This window comes from Pseudomonas sp. AP42 (genome assembly GCF_001728935.1).
Lineage (GTDB): Bacteria > Pseudomonadota > Gammaproteobacteria > Pseudomonadales > Pseudomonadaceae > Aquipseudomonas > Aquipseudomonas lactis.
In genome coordinates this window covers 1-17496 of the sequence record NZ_LYSO01000018.1, presented here as the reverse complement: position 1 = coordinate 17496, position 17496 = coordinate 1, and the positions used below count along the sequence as shown (strand labels likewise).

Here is a 17496-nt window from a genome sequence, read left to right as displayed (position 1 = left end):
GCCTGGCCGACTCCGCCACCTGACTAAGCTATAAATTCTTCACGACCTGGGTGTGCCAACTTCACATGAACGACACGTCGACAATCTATGCCTGGGAGGGCATCAACCGCAAAGGGCGCCGGGTATCCGGAACGATCGCCGGCCATAACCTTGCGCTGATCAAGGTGCAACTGCGCCAGCAAGGAATCTGCCCCGAGCGAGTGCGCAAGAAGTCTTGTGCACTGCCGACCTTCAAGACGCGCATAACGCCCGCAGATATCGCTCTGTTCACTCGCCAGTTGGCTACCTTGCTCAAGGCCGGCATCCCGCTGCTGCAAGCCTTCGACATCATCAGTGAAGGCGTCGAAAACCCACAGCTGCGCGAACTGGTGAAAGCGCTGAAACAGCATATTGCCAGCGGCCACCCGTTGGTTGCTGCCCTGCGTCAATATCCCCGCTACTTCGATGAGCTGTACTGCAATCTGGTGGCGGCTGGCGAAATGGCCGGAGCCCTTGAAACCCTGCTGGAGCGCGTGGCGATTCATCTGGAAAAAAGCCAACGGCTCAAAACCAGGATCAAGAAAGCCATGACCTACCCTATCGCGGTACTGGTCATTGCCACAGGGGTGAGCACAGTGCTGTTGATCCATGTGGTGCCGCAATTCCAGAACGTGTTCGCCGGGGTCAACGGCCAATTGCCGGGATTTACCCTGGGGGTCATCGCGCTGTCGGAACTGCTGCAACAGGCGTGGTGGATGCTGGGGCTGGGTGTGGGCGCGGCGCTGGTTGCGGGGCGCCACGCCTACCGTACTTACCCGGGGTTTCGCCATGGGTGGGCAGCAGGTTTGTTGAAAATGCCCGTGGCAGGCAAACTGCTGCACAAATCTGCGGTCGCCCGCTACGCTCGCACGCTATCCACTACCTTTGCGGCGGGCGTTCCTCTGGTACAGGCATTGGGTTCGGTGGCTGGCGCCGTCGGTCATGGCCCCTTCAAACAGGCAATCGAACGTATGCGCCATGATGTATCCACAGGCATGCAGTTGAATCAATCGATGCATAACAGCGGCCTGTTCCCAGGCATGGCGATCCAGATGACCGCAATCGGTGAGGAGTCCGGCACCCTGGACCGCATGCTGGAAAAAGTCGCGAACCACTACGAGTCAGACGTGGACACCTTGGTCGACAACCTCACCAGCCTGATGGAGCCGCTGATCATGGTGGTATTGGGGGGGATTGTCGGCGCGCTGGTAGTCGCCATGTACTTGCCGGTATTCCAATTGGGGACGGCGTTTTGAGCCTGCTGCTGAGCGAACATCCCTGGGCGTTTGTTGGCCTGGCGCTGGTGTTGGGCCTGATCGTCGGCAGCTTCCTCAATGTGCTGGTGTGGCGCCTGCCCAAAATGCTCGAGCGGGAGTGGCGTGCCCAGGCCCATGAGATTCTGGAGTTGCCAGCCGAGCCCGGTGGGCCCGCCTATAACCTGATGCGCCCCAACTCATGCTGCCCGCACTGCAATCAACCGATTCGGCCTTGGGAAAACATTCCGGTGCTCAGCTACCTGCTGCTCCGGGGGCGTTGTGCCCACTGCCGCGAGCCCATCAGCCTACGCTATCCTCTCACCGAACTGGCGTGCGCGCTGACCTGCGCCGCTGTCGCCTGGCACTTCGGCTTCGGCTGGCAAGCCGGCGCGGTGATGCTGTTGAGTTGGGGCTTGCTGGGGATGAGCCTGATTGATCTGGACCACCAACTGCTGCCGGATGTGCTGGTGCTGCCGCTGCTATGGCTGGGGCTGATCCTCAACAGCGCTGACCTGCTGACGCCCCTGCCCGATGCAGTATGGGGCGCGGTCATCGGCTACATGAGCTTGTGGAGCCTGTTCTGGCTCTTCAAGCTGGCCACTGGCAAGGACGGCATGGGCCATGGCGACTTCAAATTATTGGCCTTGCTGGGAGCCTGGGGCGGCTGGCAGATTCTGCCGATGACCCTGCTGATGGCCTCGCTGCTGGGCGTGTTTGTTGGGTTGATTCTGTTGCGTTTGCGTAAGGCCCAGGTGTCAGCGCCAATGCCGTTTGGCCCCTGCCTGGCAATTGCCGGCTGGATTGCATTGCTCTGGGGTGGTCAAATAACCGACTTCTATTTGCAGTCTGTCGGTTTCAGATGACCACTTCTGTTGCAACACCCTGGATTCTTGGGCTCACGGGCGGCATTGGCAGCGGCAAAAGCGCTGCGGCCGAGCACTTTATCAAGCTGGGCATCGACCTGGTGGACGCCGATCACGCCGCGCGCTGGGTGGTCGAGCCTGGCCGCCCGGCGCTGGCGCGCATTGCCGAACATTTCGGCAGTGGCGTGCTGCAAGCCGACGGCCAACTGGACCGTGCCGCGCTGCGCAAACTGATCTTTGAGATCCCACAAGAACGCCTGTGGCTGGAAGCCTTGCTGCACCCGCTGATCGCCGAGGAAATTCGCAGCCACCTGGCACGCGCCCAGTCGCCCTACGCGATCCTGGTGTCACCGCTGCTGATCGAGTCCGGGCAGTACAGCATGACCCAGCGCATCCTGGTGATCGACGTGCCGCAATCGCTGCAGATTCAGCGTACCCTGCAGCGCGACGGCATCAGCGAACAACAGGTGCAGGCGATTCTCAAGGCTCAGTCCAGCCGCGAAGACCGCCTGAACCATGCCGATGACGTGCTGGTCAACGATAAGGACCTTGCCTGGCTGCATGGCGAGGTCGAGCGACTGCACCACTTTTACCTTACTTTGCGTGGAGGCCGATCATGAGCCAACCCTTGACCGTCGACTGCCCAACCTGCGGCGCCCCCGTGGAATGGAAAGCGACCAACCTCAACCGGCCGTTCTGCTCGGACCGTTGCAAACTCATCGACCTGGGTGCCTGGGCCGCTGAAGAACACAAGATTCCCGTGGCCCCGGACGCCGAAGACGAACTGTTTTCCGAAGACCTGCCGCCGCGCCACTAAGGCCGCATAAAGGCATATTCCTGCTGGTCGTCGAGGTTTTCTGCAAGGTATTGCAACTCGTCGGCCAGGTCTTCGAAGCTGCGTACACCCTTGCTTTGCTGCACCACTGCGCTGAGCATGGCGCGCAAGGTCAAACCGGGGTCAAAACCGATTTCCTGCGCTGCATCCTGGCTTCTGCGCAACTCCTGCCGTGCCCATTCATACACACTCATGATTCATGCTCCTGAAAATTTTGCCGAGCATGGACCTGCGCCACTGCCCTGCTTTTGACCTGGATCAACGCCGCGAATCGTCGTCCTTCCACGGCGCCGAGAGGTAGCGGGTGCGGTTGAAGGTCTCCAGCCATTCCGGGCAAAACACCACCAGCGCGCTGATGACCATGCCGTTGATAAAGGCTTCGGGAAAGATGATCAGCCACAGGTAACCGACAAAATCCTCCAGCCATTGCGGCATTGCAAAAAGGCCGTCGAACCACAGCAGTCCCAGGCCGGCCAACAGGCACAGCAATGCCGACAGTGCGGCAGCAAAAAAGCCCGAACAGAAGATATACACAAAGGGGTTTCGCGGCTGCGCCCGCTCCACCAACAGCGCGCACCCTTCGGTGACCAGCACCGGCAGCACGATCAGGAGCAGGCCATTGACGCCAAGCGCGGCCTGGTCCTGACGCCCCAACAGCATCAAGCCAAGCTGGGCGGCAAAACCACCGACGATAGCCAGCGGCCAATCGAGCAGCAAGGTCACGGCGGTCATGCCGATGAAGTGATAGGACACGCCGGTATCGAAATCCCGCCGCACCAGCCACAGCATGAACAGTGCGAACACCGTGCCGAACAGCAAATGCTGGCGCCGCCGGTCGGCAAACAGCTCCACCCAGGGCGAGCGCAGGATCGCCCATATCACCACGGGCGCATACACCAGCCAGCCGATACCGAGGGTCTGGGGTGCCAGAACCGCTGCACTGATCACGGACGCTCTGCCTTTACCAAAAAACTCATCACACACCTCGTCCCTGGCCTGTTTCACGTGAGCATTCTACACCCGCGTTTTAAGGCAAGACTTCCTGTGGTCATCATTTGAACGCTAAGCTGCGACTATGGATGACTCAGATTATTTGCGCCTGCTCACCGTAGCAGCCGAACAAGCCAACGCATTCCTGTCCAATGCCCGCAAGTGGGAGCGTGAGCGTTGGGTCTGCCAGCGCCTGCTGCAAGGCTTGAACGTGCCCTATCGTGTCGAAGAGTTTCACGCAGCGGGCCAGGAGCCGCCCGACGTGCTGTTTCGCGACGCCAGCTTCGAGGTCTTTTTTGTGCTGGACGAGGGCCGTCGCCTGAACGACGAGTGGCGCGATGAGCTGCTGCGCAGGCGCAGTGCTTTCTCCCTGAGCCAACTTGTACGGCGCGAAGCCAAGCCACGGCGTATCCCCGCCCATGAGTTCCTGCTGCGCCTGGCCCCCACACTGCGTAAAAAAGCTCACAACTACAAAGAACGCGGCATGGATCTGGGGGAGCTGGACCTCATTGCGTTTACCAGCCTCAAACGCGAGGTGCTGGACCTCAACAGCCATTTTCCGCCGCCGACCGAATACCTGCGTCAGGGCTGGCGCTCGCTATCGCTGGTGGGGCCGACATTCGCACGGGTCCTGTTCGCACATCCCGACGCGCCGGACTTCTTGCGCAACAACCTGGGCCGCAGCATAGTGTTTGATGTCGGCATCAGCCTGTGATGCCCCTGGCTGTAACGTGGCGCCCCTTTGCAACGTCTACCTGACGAGGCCTTTATGACCAGCCGCCTGAAACCCGATGACCAAGAGCGTGTCGAAGAGTACCTGCAACTCTCCCAGAACAGAGTCGAGCGCAAGCCTTTCCGGCCGTGGCTGCTCCTCTGCGTGGTGCTGGTAGTGGTGATCGGGCTCGGTGCGCTGAGCCGCCTATTGAGTTACCTGACGCTATGAGCCGCCTGGCGCTCGCGAGGGTAACTGCTCCGATTTCTTTTAGCCTTGCGAGATATCCCCATGACCCATCGTATTATTATCGTCGGCGGCGGTGCCGGCGGCCTGGAGTTGGCTACCCGCCTGGGTAAGACCCTGGGCAAGCGTGGCAAGGCCAGCATCACGCTGGTCGACACCAACCTGACCCACATCTGGAAGCCCTTGCTGCACGAAGTGGCTGCCGGCTCGCTGAATTCCTCGGAAGACGAACTCAACTACGTCGCCCAAGCCAAATGGAACCACTTCGAGTTCCAGCTGGGCCGTATGAGCGGGCTTGACCGTGAACAGAAGAAAATCCAGCTGGCCGCCACCCTCGACGAAGAAGGCCGCGAACTGGTGCCCGCCCGCGTGCTGGGCTACGACAGCCTGGTGATTGCGGTAGGCAGCACCACCAACGATTTCGGCACCGAGGGCGCGGCGCAACATTGCCTGTTCCTCGACACCCGCAAGCAGGCCGAGCGCTTCCACCAGCAATTGCTCAACCACTACCTGCGCGCCCATGCAGGCCAAACCGACGCCGTTGAACAGATCAGCGTCGCCATCGTCGGCGCCGGTGCCACCGGGGTTGAGCTGGCCGCCGAGCTGCATAACGCCGCCCATGAGCTGGCCGCCTATGGTCTGGACCGTATCAAGCCAGAAAACATGCACATCACCCTGATCGAAGCCGGCCCGCGGGTATTGCCTGCCCTGCCGGAGCGGATCGGTGGGCCAGTGCATAAAACCCTGGAGAAACTAGGGGTGACGGTACTGACCAATTCGGCGGTCAGTGAAGTAACCGCCGACGCCTTGATCACCAGCAGCGGCCAGGTGATTCCGGCTAGCCTCAAGGTCTGGGCGGCCGGTATCCGCGCCCCCGGTTTCCTCAAGGACATCGATGGCCTGGAAACCAACCGCATCAACCAGCTGCAAGTCCTGCAAACCCTGCAAACCACCCGCGACGAAAACATCTTCGCCTTTGGTGATTGCGCCGCTTGCCCGCAGCCGGGCACCGACCGCAATGTACCGCCACGGGCCCAAGCGGCTCACCAACAGGCGTCATTGCTGGCCAAATCGCTGAAGCTGCGGATTGAAGGCAAAGAGCTGCCGACCTACAAGTACACCGACTACGGCTCGCTGATCTCGCTGTCGCGCTTTTCTGCGGTGGGTAACCTGATGGGCAATTTGACGGGCAGTGTGATGCTGGAAGGCTGGCTGGCGCGGATGTTCTACGTGTCGCTGTACCGCATGCACCAGATGGCCCTGTATGGGTTCTTCCGCACGGCGATGCTGATGCTGGGCAGCAAGATCGGCCGCGGCACCGAGCCACGCCTTAAATTGCATTAACAACCTGGCCTCGAAAGAGGCCTGGTAAATGTGGGAGCAAGTCGAATCGTCGCACCGCCGCTCCCACATTTGTTTTGCGGTGAATTCAGGATTCACGCAGGCAAAAAAAATCCCCGTATCTTTCGATACGAGGATTTTTAATATGGTCGGGGTAGGGGGATTCGAACTCCCGACATCCTGCTCCCAAAGCAGGCGCGCTACCGGACTGCGCTATACCCCGGTAATAAAAAGGCGACCTTTCAGTCGCCTTCTTCGATCAGCGCTTTTGGCCTCTGATCTTAAGATTCGATTCCAGCGTTAACTGGTCTCAAAAATGGTGGGTCGTGTGGGATTCGAACCTACGACCAATTGGTTAAAAGACAATTGGTTTTAGTGCTTCATAGCCCAGGATCGTGTTCGCTACACATAGCTGTTTCCGTGGCCTCGCAGCCTCTAATGAACCCACATTAGAGGCTCCAAACCATGAAAATCTCTGCGGTCGTTTCGACCAAAGGCGGCGTAGGCAAAACTACCATCGAGGCCAACCTCGGCGCTTTTTGTGCGGATGCAGGCCTGCGCGTGCTCATGATCGACCTAGATCCTGCACAGCCTTCGCTCTCCTCGTATTACCAATTGGTCGATGAAGCTCAAGGAGGCATCTACGACCTGCTGGCATTCAATATCACCGAATCAGCCAAGATCATATCCAGCACCACGATACCAAACCTGTCGCTTGTCATTTCCAACGACATCAACAACCAACTGAACAGCCTGATCCTGCAAGCACCTGACGGACGGTTGCGACTCGCCAACCTGATGCCGGGCTTCAAAGATCATTTCGACCTGGTACTGATTGACACCCAAGGCGCCAGGTCGGCAATGCTCGAAATGGTGGTCCTAGCCTCTGATTTGGTCATATCCCCACTTCCGCCCAATATGCTCGCTGCACGGGAGTTCAGCCGGGGATCCATGCAGATGCTGGACGGCCTGCGCGCCTATGGGCGCCTGGGCATGAAAATCCCTCCTGTGCGGATCGTCGTCAACAATCTCGACCAAACCACCGACGCGCAAATGATCGAGCAGTCGGTACGGGAAATTTTCCAGGACAATGACGAAATCAACGTTCTGGAATGCGTCGTCCCCTCCGCAGTGGTGTTTCGTAACAGTTCATCCCTGGGCGTCCCAGTACACCGCTTGGAATACAGACAGCCTTCCAACCGCATATCCCCTGCAGCCCTTGTCGTGATCCGCCAATTGGCCATTGAGCTTTTTCCAGAATGGCGTGACCGCTTCGAGGCCATGACCGAGGAAAAGGTAGCTAACTTGGTGAGGGAGGGTCGTTGAAATGGCGAAGCCCTCCATTACCGACGCCCGCAGTATTACTGCAAACCTCATCCTAGAGGTTGGCAAGTACTACAGCGCTCAGCAATTGCGCAGCTTGCAAGCCAAGCTCAGTGGAACCGCACGAGAAATCCGAGCCCTGACAAGCGGTTACCAATTACCCGGTCGGATTGGCGCTCAGTTGAGCGTTGACCAGCTTCAGCTTTTGCAGGACGCCGCGAAGCTTATCGAGTCAGTGAACTCGAACATTAAGCACGCGAAGGAAAAGCGCGGCCGCGACGAAAACCAAGCCAAACGCCGTCAGCAAAGTCGATATGCCGAAGCCAAACGCCTGGTAGCTGAAACATATTTAGAACCCTTTGCTCCTGAGCCAACGGCTTTGGACCCTCTTCTAGATATTCTTAAAACAGCGCTGACGCTTAATCGAGCAGACGTTTTCAGGAATGGTTATTCCCCTAGGGAGTTCAATCTCAGGCTCCGTGATTACCTGTCGCCTGCCAGAACTCGAAAGCTCATTGGCTGGACCAGCCCAAGTGCTTTTTGGATAAGCACGGTTCTCTCTCTTCGTAATGACGTTGTGCAAGCTGTTGAGCAAGAGATTGCTTACGACGATGGGTCAAGTGTTCAAGACCGCCTTGATGCCCTGAAACAGAAGGTTGCGGACTGCCTTGCCCGGACTCACCTCTCTGCTGATGAGGAAGAAACACTTCGCCTGTGGTCAGAGGCGCTCTCCCCCCGCCTCCAACAGGAAGGGGGTGAATGATGGACAAGCAAAAAGTCCTCAGCAAGGTCGCCAAACTCATGGCGCTGGCCAAGTCACAAGGCGCTGCCCCAAACGAAGTGGAAATTGCACTTCGTCAAGCTCGCCATTTGATGAATCAGTACAACTTGGAACACACCGAAGTCGCTGCCCATACAATCGAAGAATCCATTGTGGGTACCAAAACCCGTCGGGCACCGCAGGATTGGCTGCACAACCTGGCCTCAATCTGTTCCCAAGCCTTCGATTGCAGCCACTTGGCGTATTTCAATCCGCTACTTGGCTGGTCCTTCAAGTTCTTGGGGAAAGGTATTTCACCCGATCTGGCAGCTCACACCTATTCAACGCTGCATCACCAGCTTGTCGCAGCCCGACGAGCTCATGTTGCCCAGCAGAAGCGCTGCCAACTGAAAACCAAACGTCACCGCGGCCAACTGTTTGCCGAGGGCTGGCTCAATGCCGTCGCCTCTAAGGTGAACCAGTTTGCAGGTGGGATAGACGAAAACACTGCGCTGGAGATCCAAGCCTACCTGGAATGGCATCATCCAAAACTAACGCTAGCCATTATCAAGCCCATCGAAGCCAAAGGTCATGACACCCGCTCTTTGCAAGCGGGATGGGACCAGGGCAAGCATGCCAGGCTGCATCGTGGTGTCGGACAGCAGTCACAAGGAGCCCTTGGGCATGGAGGGAGCCAATGAGAACTCATTCGCTTTCACCTTTGGCCATGGCGGCGCTGGAACAAGCCAGATCCCAACTTGGGCTTGCCCCGGTTCACAAACACCATGTTTGGAGTGAGGCAGAAGAGCGCTCGCTCATTGCCCGCTATCCCAATGAACCGACTCAGGTCCTAGCCGCCGAATTGGGGCTCAGCGTCTATCAGGTCTATGCCAAAGCCAAACGGCTGGGCTTGAGCAAAAGCGCCGAGTTTCTTCGCAGTAGTCTCTGTGGCCGGCTTGACGGCAAGTTGGACGCAGAATTCCGCTTTCCCAAGGGATCCGTCCCATGGAATAAGGGCCTTAAGGGGCTCCCCTCCTCTGGCCGTATGACTCAGACGCAGTTTAAGGCCGGCAATAAACCGGGGAACTGGCTGCCTATTGGCAGCCTGCGCACAACTCCTGACGGTTATCAGCAGAAGAAAATCACCGATACCGGTTACCCACCCGTTGACTGGAAAGCCGTGCATGTACTGCTTTGGGAGGAGCATCACGGACCAGTCCCTATAAACATGTGCGTGTGCTTCAAGGACGGCAACAAGGCCCATATAGCCCTGAATAACCTGGAGTTGCTGACGAGAGCAGAACGTATGCGTCGGAACACCATTCATCGGTATCCGGAAGAGCTGAAATCCGCAATACGCGCTATCGGCAAACTCAAACGCACCATCCGGGAGGTTGAACATGAAGAACAAGATTGAAGATCTACGTAATCACCTGTTCGTCGCGATCGAGAGCCTCCTGGACCCAGAAAGACCAATGGAAATCGAACGGGCCAAAGCGGTTGCCGAGGTTGCTCAGGTCATGATCAATTCAGCGAAGGTTGAAGTCGACATGGTCAAAGCCCTGGGGGCACGCAACGGGAGTGGTTTTCTTCAGATAGGCCAGGAGTCTGGGAAATGAATCACCTTGACCTCTCACCTCCCTACTCCGTAGAGGCTGAACAAGGTGTGTTAGGTGGGCTACTGCTCGACAACAACACCTGGGATCTCGTCGCAGACAAACTGGATGCCTCTGATTTTTTCCGACACGACCATCGGTTGCTGTTCCGGACAATGGCAAGCCTTGCTGACAAGTCCATTCCGTTCGACATCGTCACCGTCCACAACGCGTTGGAGGAGCCAGACGAAGCCGGAGGGCTGAGCTATCTGGGCGAGCTGGCCAAAAACACGCCGTCTGTAGCCAACATCGAGCATTACGCATCCATCGTGCGTAATCGCTCTCGGCTCAGACAGCTCATGTCCCTTGGATACCAATGCTCTCGCGAGGCGACAGACCCGTTGGCAAGTGCGGAGGATGTTCAAGAATCAATTGAACAGCAACTGTTCGCTCTGGGTGAAGGCAAGAGCGCAACGGAATTCGTCAATATCAACCAATGCCTGACGAACGTCGTCGAACAAATAGACGAACATTTCAACGGCAATATCACCGTGACCGGCCTGCCTTCAGGCCTGGAGGACCTGGACGAGCTGACGTCGGGTTTTCAAGAAGCCGACCTGATCATCCTCGGCGCGCGCCCGTCTATGGGGAAGACCTCTCTGGCCTTGAACTTCATAGATACGGCTCTGCAGGCAAAGCTTGATCGTACAGTTCAGGTTTTCAGCATGGAAATGCCGGCCAAAGCACTGATGTATCGATTGATGGGCATCCTAGGCCATATCGATCTGGGCAGGCTATTGAAGGGCAAGCTCGATGATGATGATTGGCCGAAGCTGACTGCAGCGGTTTCTCGTATTAATGGCTATGGAGAGCGGCTGGTCATCGACGACTCATCAGCGCTCACGCCTGCAGTAATCAGAGCTAAATCTCGTCGAGCAGCTCGTCGCTTCGGACACCCGAGCTTGATCCTGATCGATTACCTGCAGCTCATGCGCTGCCCAGGTCAGGAAAACAGGGCCAACGAGATCAGCGCTATATCCCAGTCCCTCAAGGCCCTAGCGAAAGAGATGAATTGCCCGGTGGTTGCGCTTTCCCAGCTCAACCGAGAACTGGAGCGACGGCCAAATAAGCGTCCGATCAACGCAGACCTGCGTGATAGCGGTGCGATTGAACAGGACGCGGACCTGATTATGTTCGTCTACCGGGACGAGGTGTACCACCCTCAGAGCGAACACAAAGGCATTGCAGAAATCATTCTCGGCAAGGCGCGTAACGGCCCAACTGGGACCGTACGAACAGCCTTCATCGCCAATCAGACCCGGTTTGCCAACCTCAGTCCCAACGCCGGCTGGCAAGGGGCTCAACTATGAAAAAGCACACCTCAGCGATGAATACTCTCGTACGCATCACTCACTGGTGCCTTCAATGCGATAGCCACCACCCGAAACATCAAGTGAGTGGCGCTCCAGCCTTACCCGGCGGTGAAGTGGACGAGCTTATTTGCCCTACTTGCAATAGCTATGACATCGAGGAGCTTCAGGAGGTGTCGGATGCACAGTAGCGCCGAGCTATTTCCTAGTATCCATGCCGGTGCCGTGTTCGAAGCCTCTGCTGTGGCTCATGCCCATAAATCTGGGATCAACCCGGTGGAGCTCGACGCATTAGCTCAAGCGATCGGCCGCCTTGCTCGTGACCACAGCACCGTGGTCCCAATGAGCATGCGTGAGGATCTGTTGGAGTTTGAGAAGCTCGGCTACGTCGAGCTGACCAACACGCCCAGCGCAACAATTACCGTTGAACTGCTCTGTGCGGGCGCCTTGCTATCCAGCTACTTCTGGTCGGTTTGGGTGCCCCGCTACCTCCAGTGCTGCTCGCTGAAAGTGGCCGTCATGTCTCACCTGCAACACCCCGCGGAAGTTCAGCACTGCAGCGTGGTGTTCCGCGTGCCTGGAGCACGTGAGGCTACGCGTCACTTTTTGCATGAGCTCGGTACCAAGTTTCCTGGCGATCAGGCTGAAATCATCGCGATCCAGACCGGTAACGTTCTGGCAGACAGGGATGCAGAGCTATGACCACCAATCTCCTACGCGGAAAAAGCGAGAGCCTTCGTGTACTCGTGAAGTTTGCTGAAGCGAATGGCTGGACGGTGTCTCGCACTCAAGGTGGCCATATCAAGTTCACGAAATCTGGCCTTGGATCGATTTACACCTCATCAACCGCAAGCGATTACCGCTCAGGCCTCAACGCCAAAGCCCGTATTCGTCGTGCTGATCGAGCTCAAACCCTACACTCGCAGGAGGCAATCTAATGCCTATCCGTCATTGCATCGTCCACCTGATCGACAAAAAACCCGATGGCACACCTGCTGTTCTCCAGGCACGCGATTCGGAGCTATCCGAATCGGTCGCCATCGAGAACATGCTTGCCGACCTCAACGAGAGCTATAACGCCAAACAAGGCAAGGCCTGGGGTTTCTTCCATGCCGAGTCCGGCGCGCACCCGTTTAGCGGCTGGTTAAAGCAGTACTTTGAAGGTGACCAGGACTTCACCGCCTTCAGCCACACGGCGGTCGAGCATCTGCAAAAGCTGATGGAAGAGTCCAACCTCTCCACCGGTGGCCACGTACTGTTTGCCCATTACCAGCAAGGCATGACCGACTACCTAACTGTCGCCCTGCTCCACCACAGTGAAGGCGTGGTGGTTACTGACGATCTGGACGTCACTCCTTCACGCCACCTGGACGTTGGCCAGTTGCACCTGGCAGCGCGTATCAACTTGTCCGAGTGGCAGAACAACAAGCAATCCAAGCAGTACATCTCGTACATCAAAGGCAAAAACGGTAAGAAGATCTCGGGGTATTTCAGCGACTTCATTGGCTGCATGGAAGGCGTCGACGGCCCGGGCGAAACCCGCGCCCTCCTCAAGGCGTTCAGCGACTTCGTTGAAAACGAAGACCTGCCAGACGAATCGGCCCGCGAGAAAACCAAGGCCCTGGTGGACTACGCCACCAGCCAGGCCAAGCTCGGTGAACCCATGGGCCTGGAGGAACTGTCAGGCTTGATCGATGAAGATCGCCCCAAGGCGTTCTACGACCATATCCGCAATAAGGACTACGGCCTGTCGCCGGAAATCCCCCTGGATAAACGCACTCTCAACCAATTCCGTCGGTTCACCGGCCGTGCCGAAGGCTTGTCCATCAGTTTTGAAGCGCATCTGCTAGGGGACAAGATCGAGTACGACGAGGCGTCCAATTCATTAGTCATCAAGGGGTTACCTACCCAACTCACTGATCAGTTGAAACGTCGCTGAACACACTTTCTACCCTAGGCATCGGAGCCCACCATGAGTAACAAACCACAGCGTCTGCATGAAGAAAAATTCGTTATTCGCCTGCCCGACGGGATGCGCGAACGCATCGCGTTGGAAGCACGTGAAAACGCCAGGTCGATGAACTCAGAAATTGTTTATCGGCTGGAGACAACTGCCGAACTTGAAGCTGCTCTGGATCGTGCTTTGAAAATCATTGACCAGCTTTTGGCGGCAAGCCCGGCTTATGAGCAGCCAGGAGCCAGAGTATGAAAGCGTCTTTGGCCCAAACCATGAAAGATAAGCTGTTGCTGCCGGCGTTTGAATCGAAGTCGCCGGTGGCAGCGCGAATGAGCGACCCCATCGTCGATACCCCCATGCTGTTGACTCTCGACGAAACGCTGCCGTATGACGAAAACCCAAGGACGACTCGTAACCCGAAGTACGATGAAATTAAAGAGTCGATACGAAATCGGGGACTCGATACGCCACCTCCCGTCACTCGTAAACCTGGGGAAGATAAGTACCGGATCCGCAACGGCGGCAACACTCGCCTGGCAATTTTAAACGAGTTGTATCGTGAGACCGGCGACGAGAAGTACTTCAAGTTTCACTGCCTATTTCGACCCTGGGACGCCGTTCGGGGCGAAATCATCTCGCTCACCGGCCACTTGGCTGAAAACGACCTCCAAGGCCAGCTCCTGTTCATTGAGCGGGCTATTGGGGTCGACAAAGCGAGAGCGCTGTATGAAACAGAGGCAGGGGAGTCTATCTCATTACGTGAGCTTTCACGGCGGCTGTCAGCGGATGGCTACCCGGTCTCCGCGTCTCACTTGAGTCGTATGCACGACACCATTCGGTACTTACTGCCAGCAATTCCAGGCGCGCTGTACTCTGGACTGGGAGTAGACAGAATCATAAAGCTTCTGTCTTTGCGCAAAACAGCTCTTCAGTGCTGGGATCGCAATTATCAAGAGCAGGAGCAGCACCTTGATTTCGATACGCTTTTCCAAGATGTACTGTCCCAGTTTGAGGGCGACGCTGAAGAATTTCTATTCCAGCGATTTCAGGACGAACTGATAGATCACCTTAAAAAGCCGCTGAACCTCGGCTACGAGCAAATACTGTTGGAAATCACTCAGAACCAGGACCAATTGCGCCGGTCTACGCCGGTTCTTGAGCTGCCACAGTACCCTGCATCGCAATTTGAGGGGGGGACTCAACTTAACGTTTCGAACAATGGCATTGAGGCTAATCAGAACCCTCTACAACTACCCCCTACTACTTCGGGGGGCAGCACACATAAGACGACGCCCTCCAAAGAGAGTCCTTCACCTCAAGGGGTGCAACAGCAACTGGCCCCAACTCCGCAGGAGCAAATGAGCCCACAAGAGCGCCAAGCACGTATCGATGGGCACGTTGCGAGCCCTGTGAAGACTTCTCCCAGAGTCGACAAGATGAAACGGGAGCTCGCTGCGCTTGACGGTGAGGTCTTGCCCGACTTCGCCTCCAATGCCTTGGTGGCCATCCCTGTTCAAGCTGGCGGACTCAATCCCATTTCTGACCTTTGGTACATCGAACGCGAAATAGACAATACCGCGACCCTGCGTCAGCACATCGCTCAATTGGCTCGCGAAATAGCCAGCTCGGTCAAAGCCCCAGGTCAATTTATCGATATCGATGGTGGCGTCGGGTTCAGCTACCGACACCCCGAAGCGGAAGTCGAAATTACTGCCACAGCCCAACATACCTTGACGCTGCTCCAGTCTTTGAGCGGCTCGATGGCCATCGTACTGAAAATGATTCAGCAGCAACCCAAGCTTCAAATCGACGCGTTGGCTGACTTTGAGTTCGCAGCCGGACTGGGCCAGATCTTACTGGGCCAGCCTCACACAAAAGATCAGCCCCCTGAAAGTGAATGCCGTCTCAGCGACGGCGCTCTAGTGAAGCTGTTCCGCATTATTCGTCTCGCAAGACGTTTGATTGACCTGGAAATCCAGTCAGTCGCCAACAACGGTCCGAATTCAGCCAGTTAACACACGGACTCTACAAGGGGGAGTCGTCATGTCCAAGACACCAATAAATGAAGCAATCCTGTCACAGGTGCTTCATCACATGCGTAATGGCCAACTTCGGCGCTGCATCGAAATGGGCCTGGAGCCAGAGATATTGGCTCAGCTCCAACAACCTTCAGTACTGAGCTTGCTGCTTAACACTCCCGTGTCTTGGTGCAACGTCACCATTGATGGGGACATGGTAAAAAAACTACTGTCAGGCGCGCAGCGTTCTGATGAAGAAGTGCGCATGATTGAACGTGCGCTGCGACTTGGCGCGACCACTCAAATGCTGCAACAGTTCTTCGGGCTGTCTCCGCAGGATGTGGCCCTTCAACGCCTAATGATCGGCGTGACGGCACGTCGTGGCCGTTGGCGCGAATTCAGTGAGGAGATGGACGCTCAGCTTTGGTACCGATGGACGCACCTAATGCAAGAGCATCAGGTAGAGCTTGGCGACAGTCTCGCGTTGCTGGACATCGCCATGTTGGTCGCCGAGGAACTCAATGCTCCACAGGATACTAGCCCAGATGAGACCCACGAAAACCTCAGCCTGGCCATCATCTGGCATCGCATTCAGTCCTGGATAAAGGAAGGGCTTTACCCTCCTGCAAACCCTGGCCTTCCGAGAAGGCTACAGCTTGTGTCTTCTCAACGACTTGCACAGCCTGCAGCGACATCGGTGGAAGGTGACTCTGTATTATGAGGTTGTCTCGGCTTCCCTTGTCGACGCTTTTAGACTCGGCCTCGGGTCACCTTGAAGCTCATTTGCTTCAGAAAAAAGAGTCGGCGCCTCCGGGGATTGAAGGGTCTTCCCCCTACTCCGGAATTATTTTCAGCGGGAACCCACACGAAACGGTTCCTCGCCGATTGCTTTTGGATGATCGCTTAACCCCGCTTGAAAGAAACACCTGGCAGGTATTTCGCCTACTGATCAATGACGACGGCCTTACGGCGTTCCCTACCTATGACCAACTGCGGCCATATTTGGGTATGCAACCCGGTAGGCCTGCCTCGCGTGAAACTGTATCAAAAGCATTAGTGACCTTACGTCTCACCCGTTGGCTTAGCCTGGGGCGACGGGTGCGCAATGATCTGAGTGGACAAGTGCAAGGCAACGTCTACCTGCTTCACGACGAACCGGTCACACCGGCCGAAGCTATAGAGTTCGACAAGGACTACTTGCAGCTACTCGCGCAGTCAATGCAGCACCAGACCAAGGTGATTCGCGAAGTGGCAGAAATTGCCTGGAAGGAATTTGCAGCTGATCCTGATGTTGGCCAACGCTTACCTAGCAGGCTGGACATCATCGAATCCCGCATGAATAGCCAGGCCTGGACCAAAGCGCAGGCTCCAGTCGTTCTTAAAGCGACTGAGTTCGGAATCCGAACTCAGCAAAATATAGCTCTATCTCCACTGAGTTCGGATACCGAACTCAGTGAAAAAGGCGAAGAGCGAATCGCTTTGGAGCAGAGTTCGGATGCCGAACTCAGCCGTAAATCACTGAGTTCGGACTTAGTTCGGCATCCGAACTCATATAGTACGTATACAGATACACACAAAGATGTTTGTAAAAGCTCTGTACATGTACCGCCCACACCAAACGACATCGCTGCCGATTTGCTCGGTGCACTGCATCGACTACCGGTCGAGCAAAAACAGAACGCGGTCCTGGCGCTGCAAAAGGTTCCAGCAGAGTTGAAAACCGCGCTCATCAAACAATGGGTCCACCGCTGTGACTCGGGAGGGGTCCGAAACCCGCTTGGATACTTAATGACGCTCGTCGGCATGGCCGTTCGCGGCGATTTCAACAGCCAATGGAACCCTGACGACAAGGCAAAAGCGAGCCCCGAGCGTCAAGACGCTTCAGCCCCGCCAGAGGGCGCAGAGCAGCCGACGAAGACGCTAACGCAGACGCGTAGCCCTGAGTCGATACAAACCGCAAAACACACACTCAGCGGAATGCTGCATCTGCTGAAGCCTAATCGGGGTACACATCCATGATGTCAGGTGGACAACCAGAATATCGTGGTAACGCGGCCCAGAGCGAAGCGGTCGTGACCGGAATCTGTGCCAGCTACACAGCAAGTGTTGCGGCCCGCAACACCCTGACAGGAACCGAAATACGCCGCGGCCGCCACGCAAGTGACTCGGCCCAAATCACTTGCCCAGGATCCGGCATTCGTGCCAGCGACAC

At 56.7% G+C, this 17496-nt stretch carries 22 protein-coding genes and 1 tRNA gene; 20 read left to right on the top strand and 3 right to left on the bottom strand.

Going from position 1 to position 17496, the window contains the following annotated elements:
* Nucleotides 1–65: 65 nt before the first annotated feature.
* Genes A7K61_RS09600 through yacG form a run of 4 tightly spaced genes read left to right on the top strand, consistent with a single transcriptional unit; the run spans nt 66 to nt 2954 of the window.
* Complete coding sequence (locus A7K61_RS09600; RefSeq protein WP_069557478.1) at nt 66–1274, top strand: type II secretion system F family protein; 1209 nt, start codon at nt 66–68, stop codon at nt 1272–1274.
* A complete protein-coding gene (locus A7K61_RS09595; RefSeq protein WP_069557477.1) occupies nt 1271–2137 on the top strand; it encodes an A24 family peptidase in 867 nt (288 codons plus the stop codon). Before A7K61_RS09600 ends, A7K61_RS09595 begins: the two co-directional genes overlap by 4 nt.
* The gene (gene coaE, locus A7K61_RS09590) at nt 2134–2757 is read left to right on the top strand and encodes a dephospho-CoA kinase (RefSeq protein WP_069557476.1); all 624 of its coding nucleotides are present in this window, start codon (nt 2134–2136) and stop codon (nt 2755–2757) included. Before A7K61_RS09595 ends, coaE begins: the two co-directional genes overlap by 4 nt.
* Nucleotides 2754–2954, top strand: a complete 201-nt coding sequence (gene yacG / locus A7K61_RS09585; protein WP_003188437.1) for a DNA gyrase inhibitor YacG — start codon at nt 2754–2756, stop codon at nt 2952–2954. The genes coaE and yacG overlap by 4 nt, the downstream gene beginning before the upstream one ends.
* Here the strand turns inward: yacG and A7K61_RS09580 are convergent.
* Both A7K61_RS09580 and A7K61_RS09575 read right to left on the bottom strand, forming a co-directional pair.
* The gene (locus A7K61_RS09580; RefSeq protein WP_003171680.1) at nt 2951–3166 is read right to left on the bottom strand and encodes a hypothetical protein; all 216 of its coding nucleotides are present in this window, start codon (nt 3164–3166) and stop codon (nt 2951–2953) included. The two genes, yacG and A7K61_RS09580, sit on opposite strands and share 4 nt — an antisense overlap.
* A 64-nt stretch (nt 3167–3230) precedes the next feature.
* On the bottom strand, nt 3231–3920 hold the full coding sequence (locus A7K61_RS09575; protein ID WP_069557475.1) for an energy-coupling factor ABC transporter permease: 690 nt from the start codon (nt 3918–3920) through the stop codon (nt 3231–3233).
* A gap of 127 nt (nt 3921–4047) precedes the next feature.
* Here A7K61_RS09575 and A7K61_RS09570 point away from each other — a divergent pair, with 127 nt between their 5' ends.
* The 3 genes from A7K61_RS09570 to A7K61_RS09560 are packed head-to-tail and all read left to right on the top strand — an operon-like array spanning nt 4048 to nt 6264.
* Nucleotides 4048–4677 carry a DUF1780 domain-containing protein gene (locus A7K61_RS09570; RefSeq protein ID WP_003188431.1) on the top strand — a complete coding sequence of 210 codons (630 nt, stop codon included), beginning with the start codon at nt 4048–4050 and terminating at the stop codon, nt 4675–4677.
* A gap of 54 nt (nt 4678–4731) precedes the next feature.
* Nucleotides 4732–4905, top strand: a complete 174-nt coding sequence (locus A7K61_RS09565) for a DUF3094 family protein (RefSeq protein ID WP_032893628.1) — start codon at nt 4732–4734, stop codon at nt 4903–4905.
* Nucleotides 4906–4965: 60 nt separating this feature from the next.
* Nucleotides 4966–6264, top strand: a complete 1299-nt coding sequence (locus A7K61_RS09560) for an NAD(P)/FAD-dependent oxidoreductase (protein ID WP_014716868.1) — start codon at nt 4966–4968, stop codon at nt 6262–6264.
* Between the two features lie 143 nt (nt 6265–6407).
* On the opposite strand, the gene A7K61_RS09555 is transcribed toward A7K61_RS09560, so the two are convergent.
* Nucleotides 6408–6484, bottom strand: a tRNA-Pro gene (locus A7K61_RS09555).
* Between the two features lie 242 nt (nt 6485–6726).
* On the opposite strand from A7K61_RS09555, the gene A7K61_RS09550 reads away from it, so the two are divergent.
* From A7K61_RS09550 to A7K61_RS09495, 13 genes are all read left to right on the top strand, one after another.
* Nucleotides 6727–7587: a ParA family protein gene (locus A7K61_RS09550; RefSeq protein ID WP_008437313.1), complete on the top strand. Its 861-nt coding sequence runs from the start codon at nt 6727–6729 to the stop codon at nt 7585–7587.
* 1 nt (nt 7588) lies between these two features.
* Nucleotides 7589–8347 (top strand): hypothetical protein, encoded by a 759-nt coding sequence (locus A7K61_RS09545; protein ID WP_008437314.1) that lies wholly within the window; start codon nt 7589–7591, stop codon nt 8345–8347.
* Nucleotides 8344–9045, top strand: a complete 702-nt coding sequence (locus A7K61_RS09540; protein ID WP_008437315.1) for a DUF2786 domain-containing protein — start codon at nt 8344–8346, stop codon at nt 9043–9045. Before A7K61_RS09545 ends, A7K61_RS09540 begins: the two co-directional genes overlap by 4 nt.
* The gene (locus A7K61_RS09535) at nt 9042–9761 is read left to right on the top strand and encodes an HNH endonuclease signature motif containing protein (protein ID WP_069557474.1); all 720 of its coding nucleotides are present in this window, start codon (nt 9042–9044) and stop codon (nt 9759–9761) included. Before A7K61_RS09540 ends, A7K61_RS09535 begins: the two co-directional genes overlap by 4 nt.
* A complete protein-coding gene (locus A7K61_RS09530) occupies nt 9745–9963 on the top strand; it encodes a hypothetical protein (protein ID WP_008437317.1) in 219 nt (72 codons plus the stop codon). The genes A7K61_RS09535 and A7K61_RS09530 overlap by 17 nt, the downstream gene beginning before the upstream one ends.
* Entirely contained in the window at nt 9960–11309 is a 1350-nt protein-coding gene (gene dnaB / locus A7K61_RS09525) for a replicative DNA helicase (RefSeq protein ID WP_008437319.1), read from the top strand. Before A7K61_RS09530 ends, dnaB begins: the two co-directional genes overlap by 4 nt.
* A gap of 180 nt (nt 11310–11489) precedes the next feature.
* On the top strand, nt 11490–12011 hold the full coding sequence (locus A7K61_RS09520) for a hypothetical protein (protein ID WP_008437321.1): 522 nt from the start codon (nt 11490–11492) through the stop codon (nt 12009–12011).
* Nucleotides 12008–12247: a type II toxin-antitoxin system HicA family toxin gene (locus A7K61_RS31140; RefSeq protein ID WP_008437325.1), complete on the top strand. Its 240-nt coding sequence runs from the start codon at nt 12008–12010 to the stop codon at nt 12245–12247. Before A7K61_RS09520 ends, A7K61_RS31140 begins: the two co-directional genes overlap by 4 nt.
* A complete protein-coding gene (gene yejK, locus A7K61_RS09515; RefSeq protein ID WP_008437326.1) occupies nt 12247–13248 on the top strand; it encodes a nucleoid-associated protein YejK in 1002 nt (333 codons plus the stop codon). The genes A7K61_RS31140 and yejK overlap by 1 nt, the downstream gene beginning before the upstream one ends.
* A gap of 33 nt (nt 13249–13281) precedes the next feature.
* A complete protein-coding gene (locus tag A7K61_RS34055; protein WP_008437327.1) occupies nt 13282–13518 on the top strand; it encodes an Arc family DNA-binding protein in 237 nt (78 codons plus the stop codon).
* On the top strand, nt 13515–15281 hold the full coding sequence (locus A7K61_RS09505) for a ParB family protein (RefSeq protein ID WP_008437328.1): 1767 nt from the start codon (nt 13515–13517) through the stop codon (nt 15279–15281). The genes A7K61_RS34055 and A7K61_RS09505 overlap by 4 nt, the downstream gene beginning before the upstream one ends.
* 28 nt (nt 15282–15309) lie before the next feature.
* On the top strand, nt 15310–16005 hold the full coding sequence (locus A7K61_RS09500; protein ID WP_008437329.1) for a DUF2857 domain-containing protein: 696 nt from the start codon (nt 15310–15312) through the stop codon (nt 16003–16005).
* Entirely contained in the window at nt 16002–17303 is a 1302-nt protein-coding gene (locus A7K61_RS09495) for an STY4528 family pathogenicity island replication protein (protein WP_019816979.1), read from the top strand. The genes A7K61_RS09500 and A7K61_RS09495 overlap by 4 nt, the downstream gene beginning before the upstream one ends.
* The last annotated feature ends 193 nt before the right edge of the window (nt 17304–17496 follow it).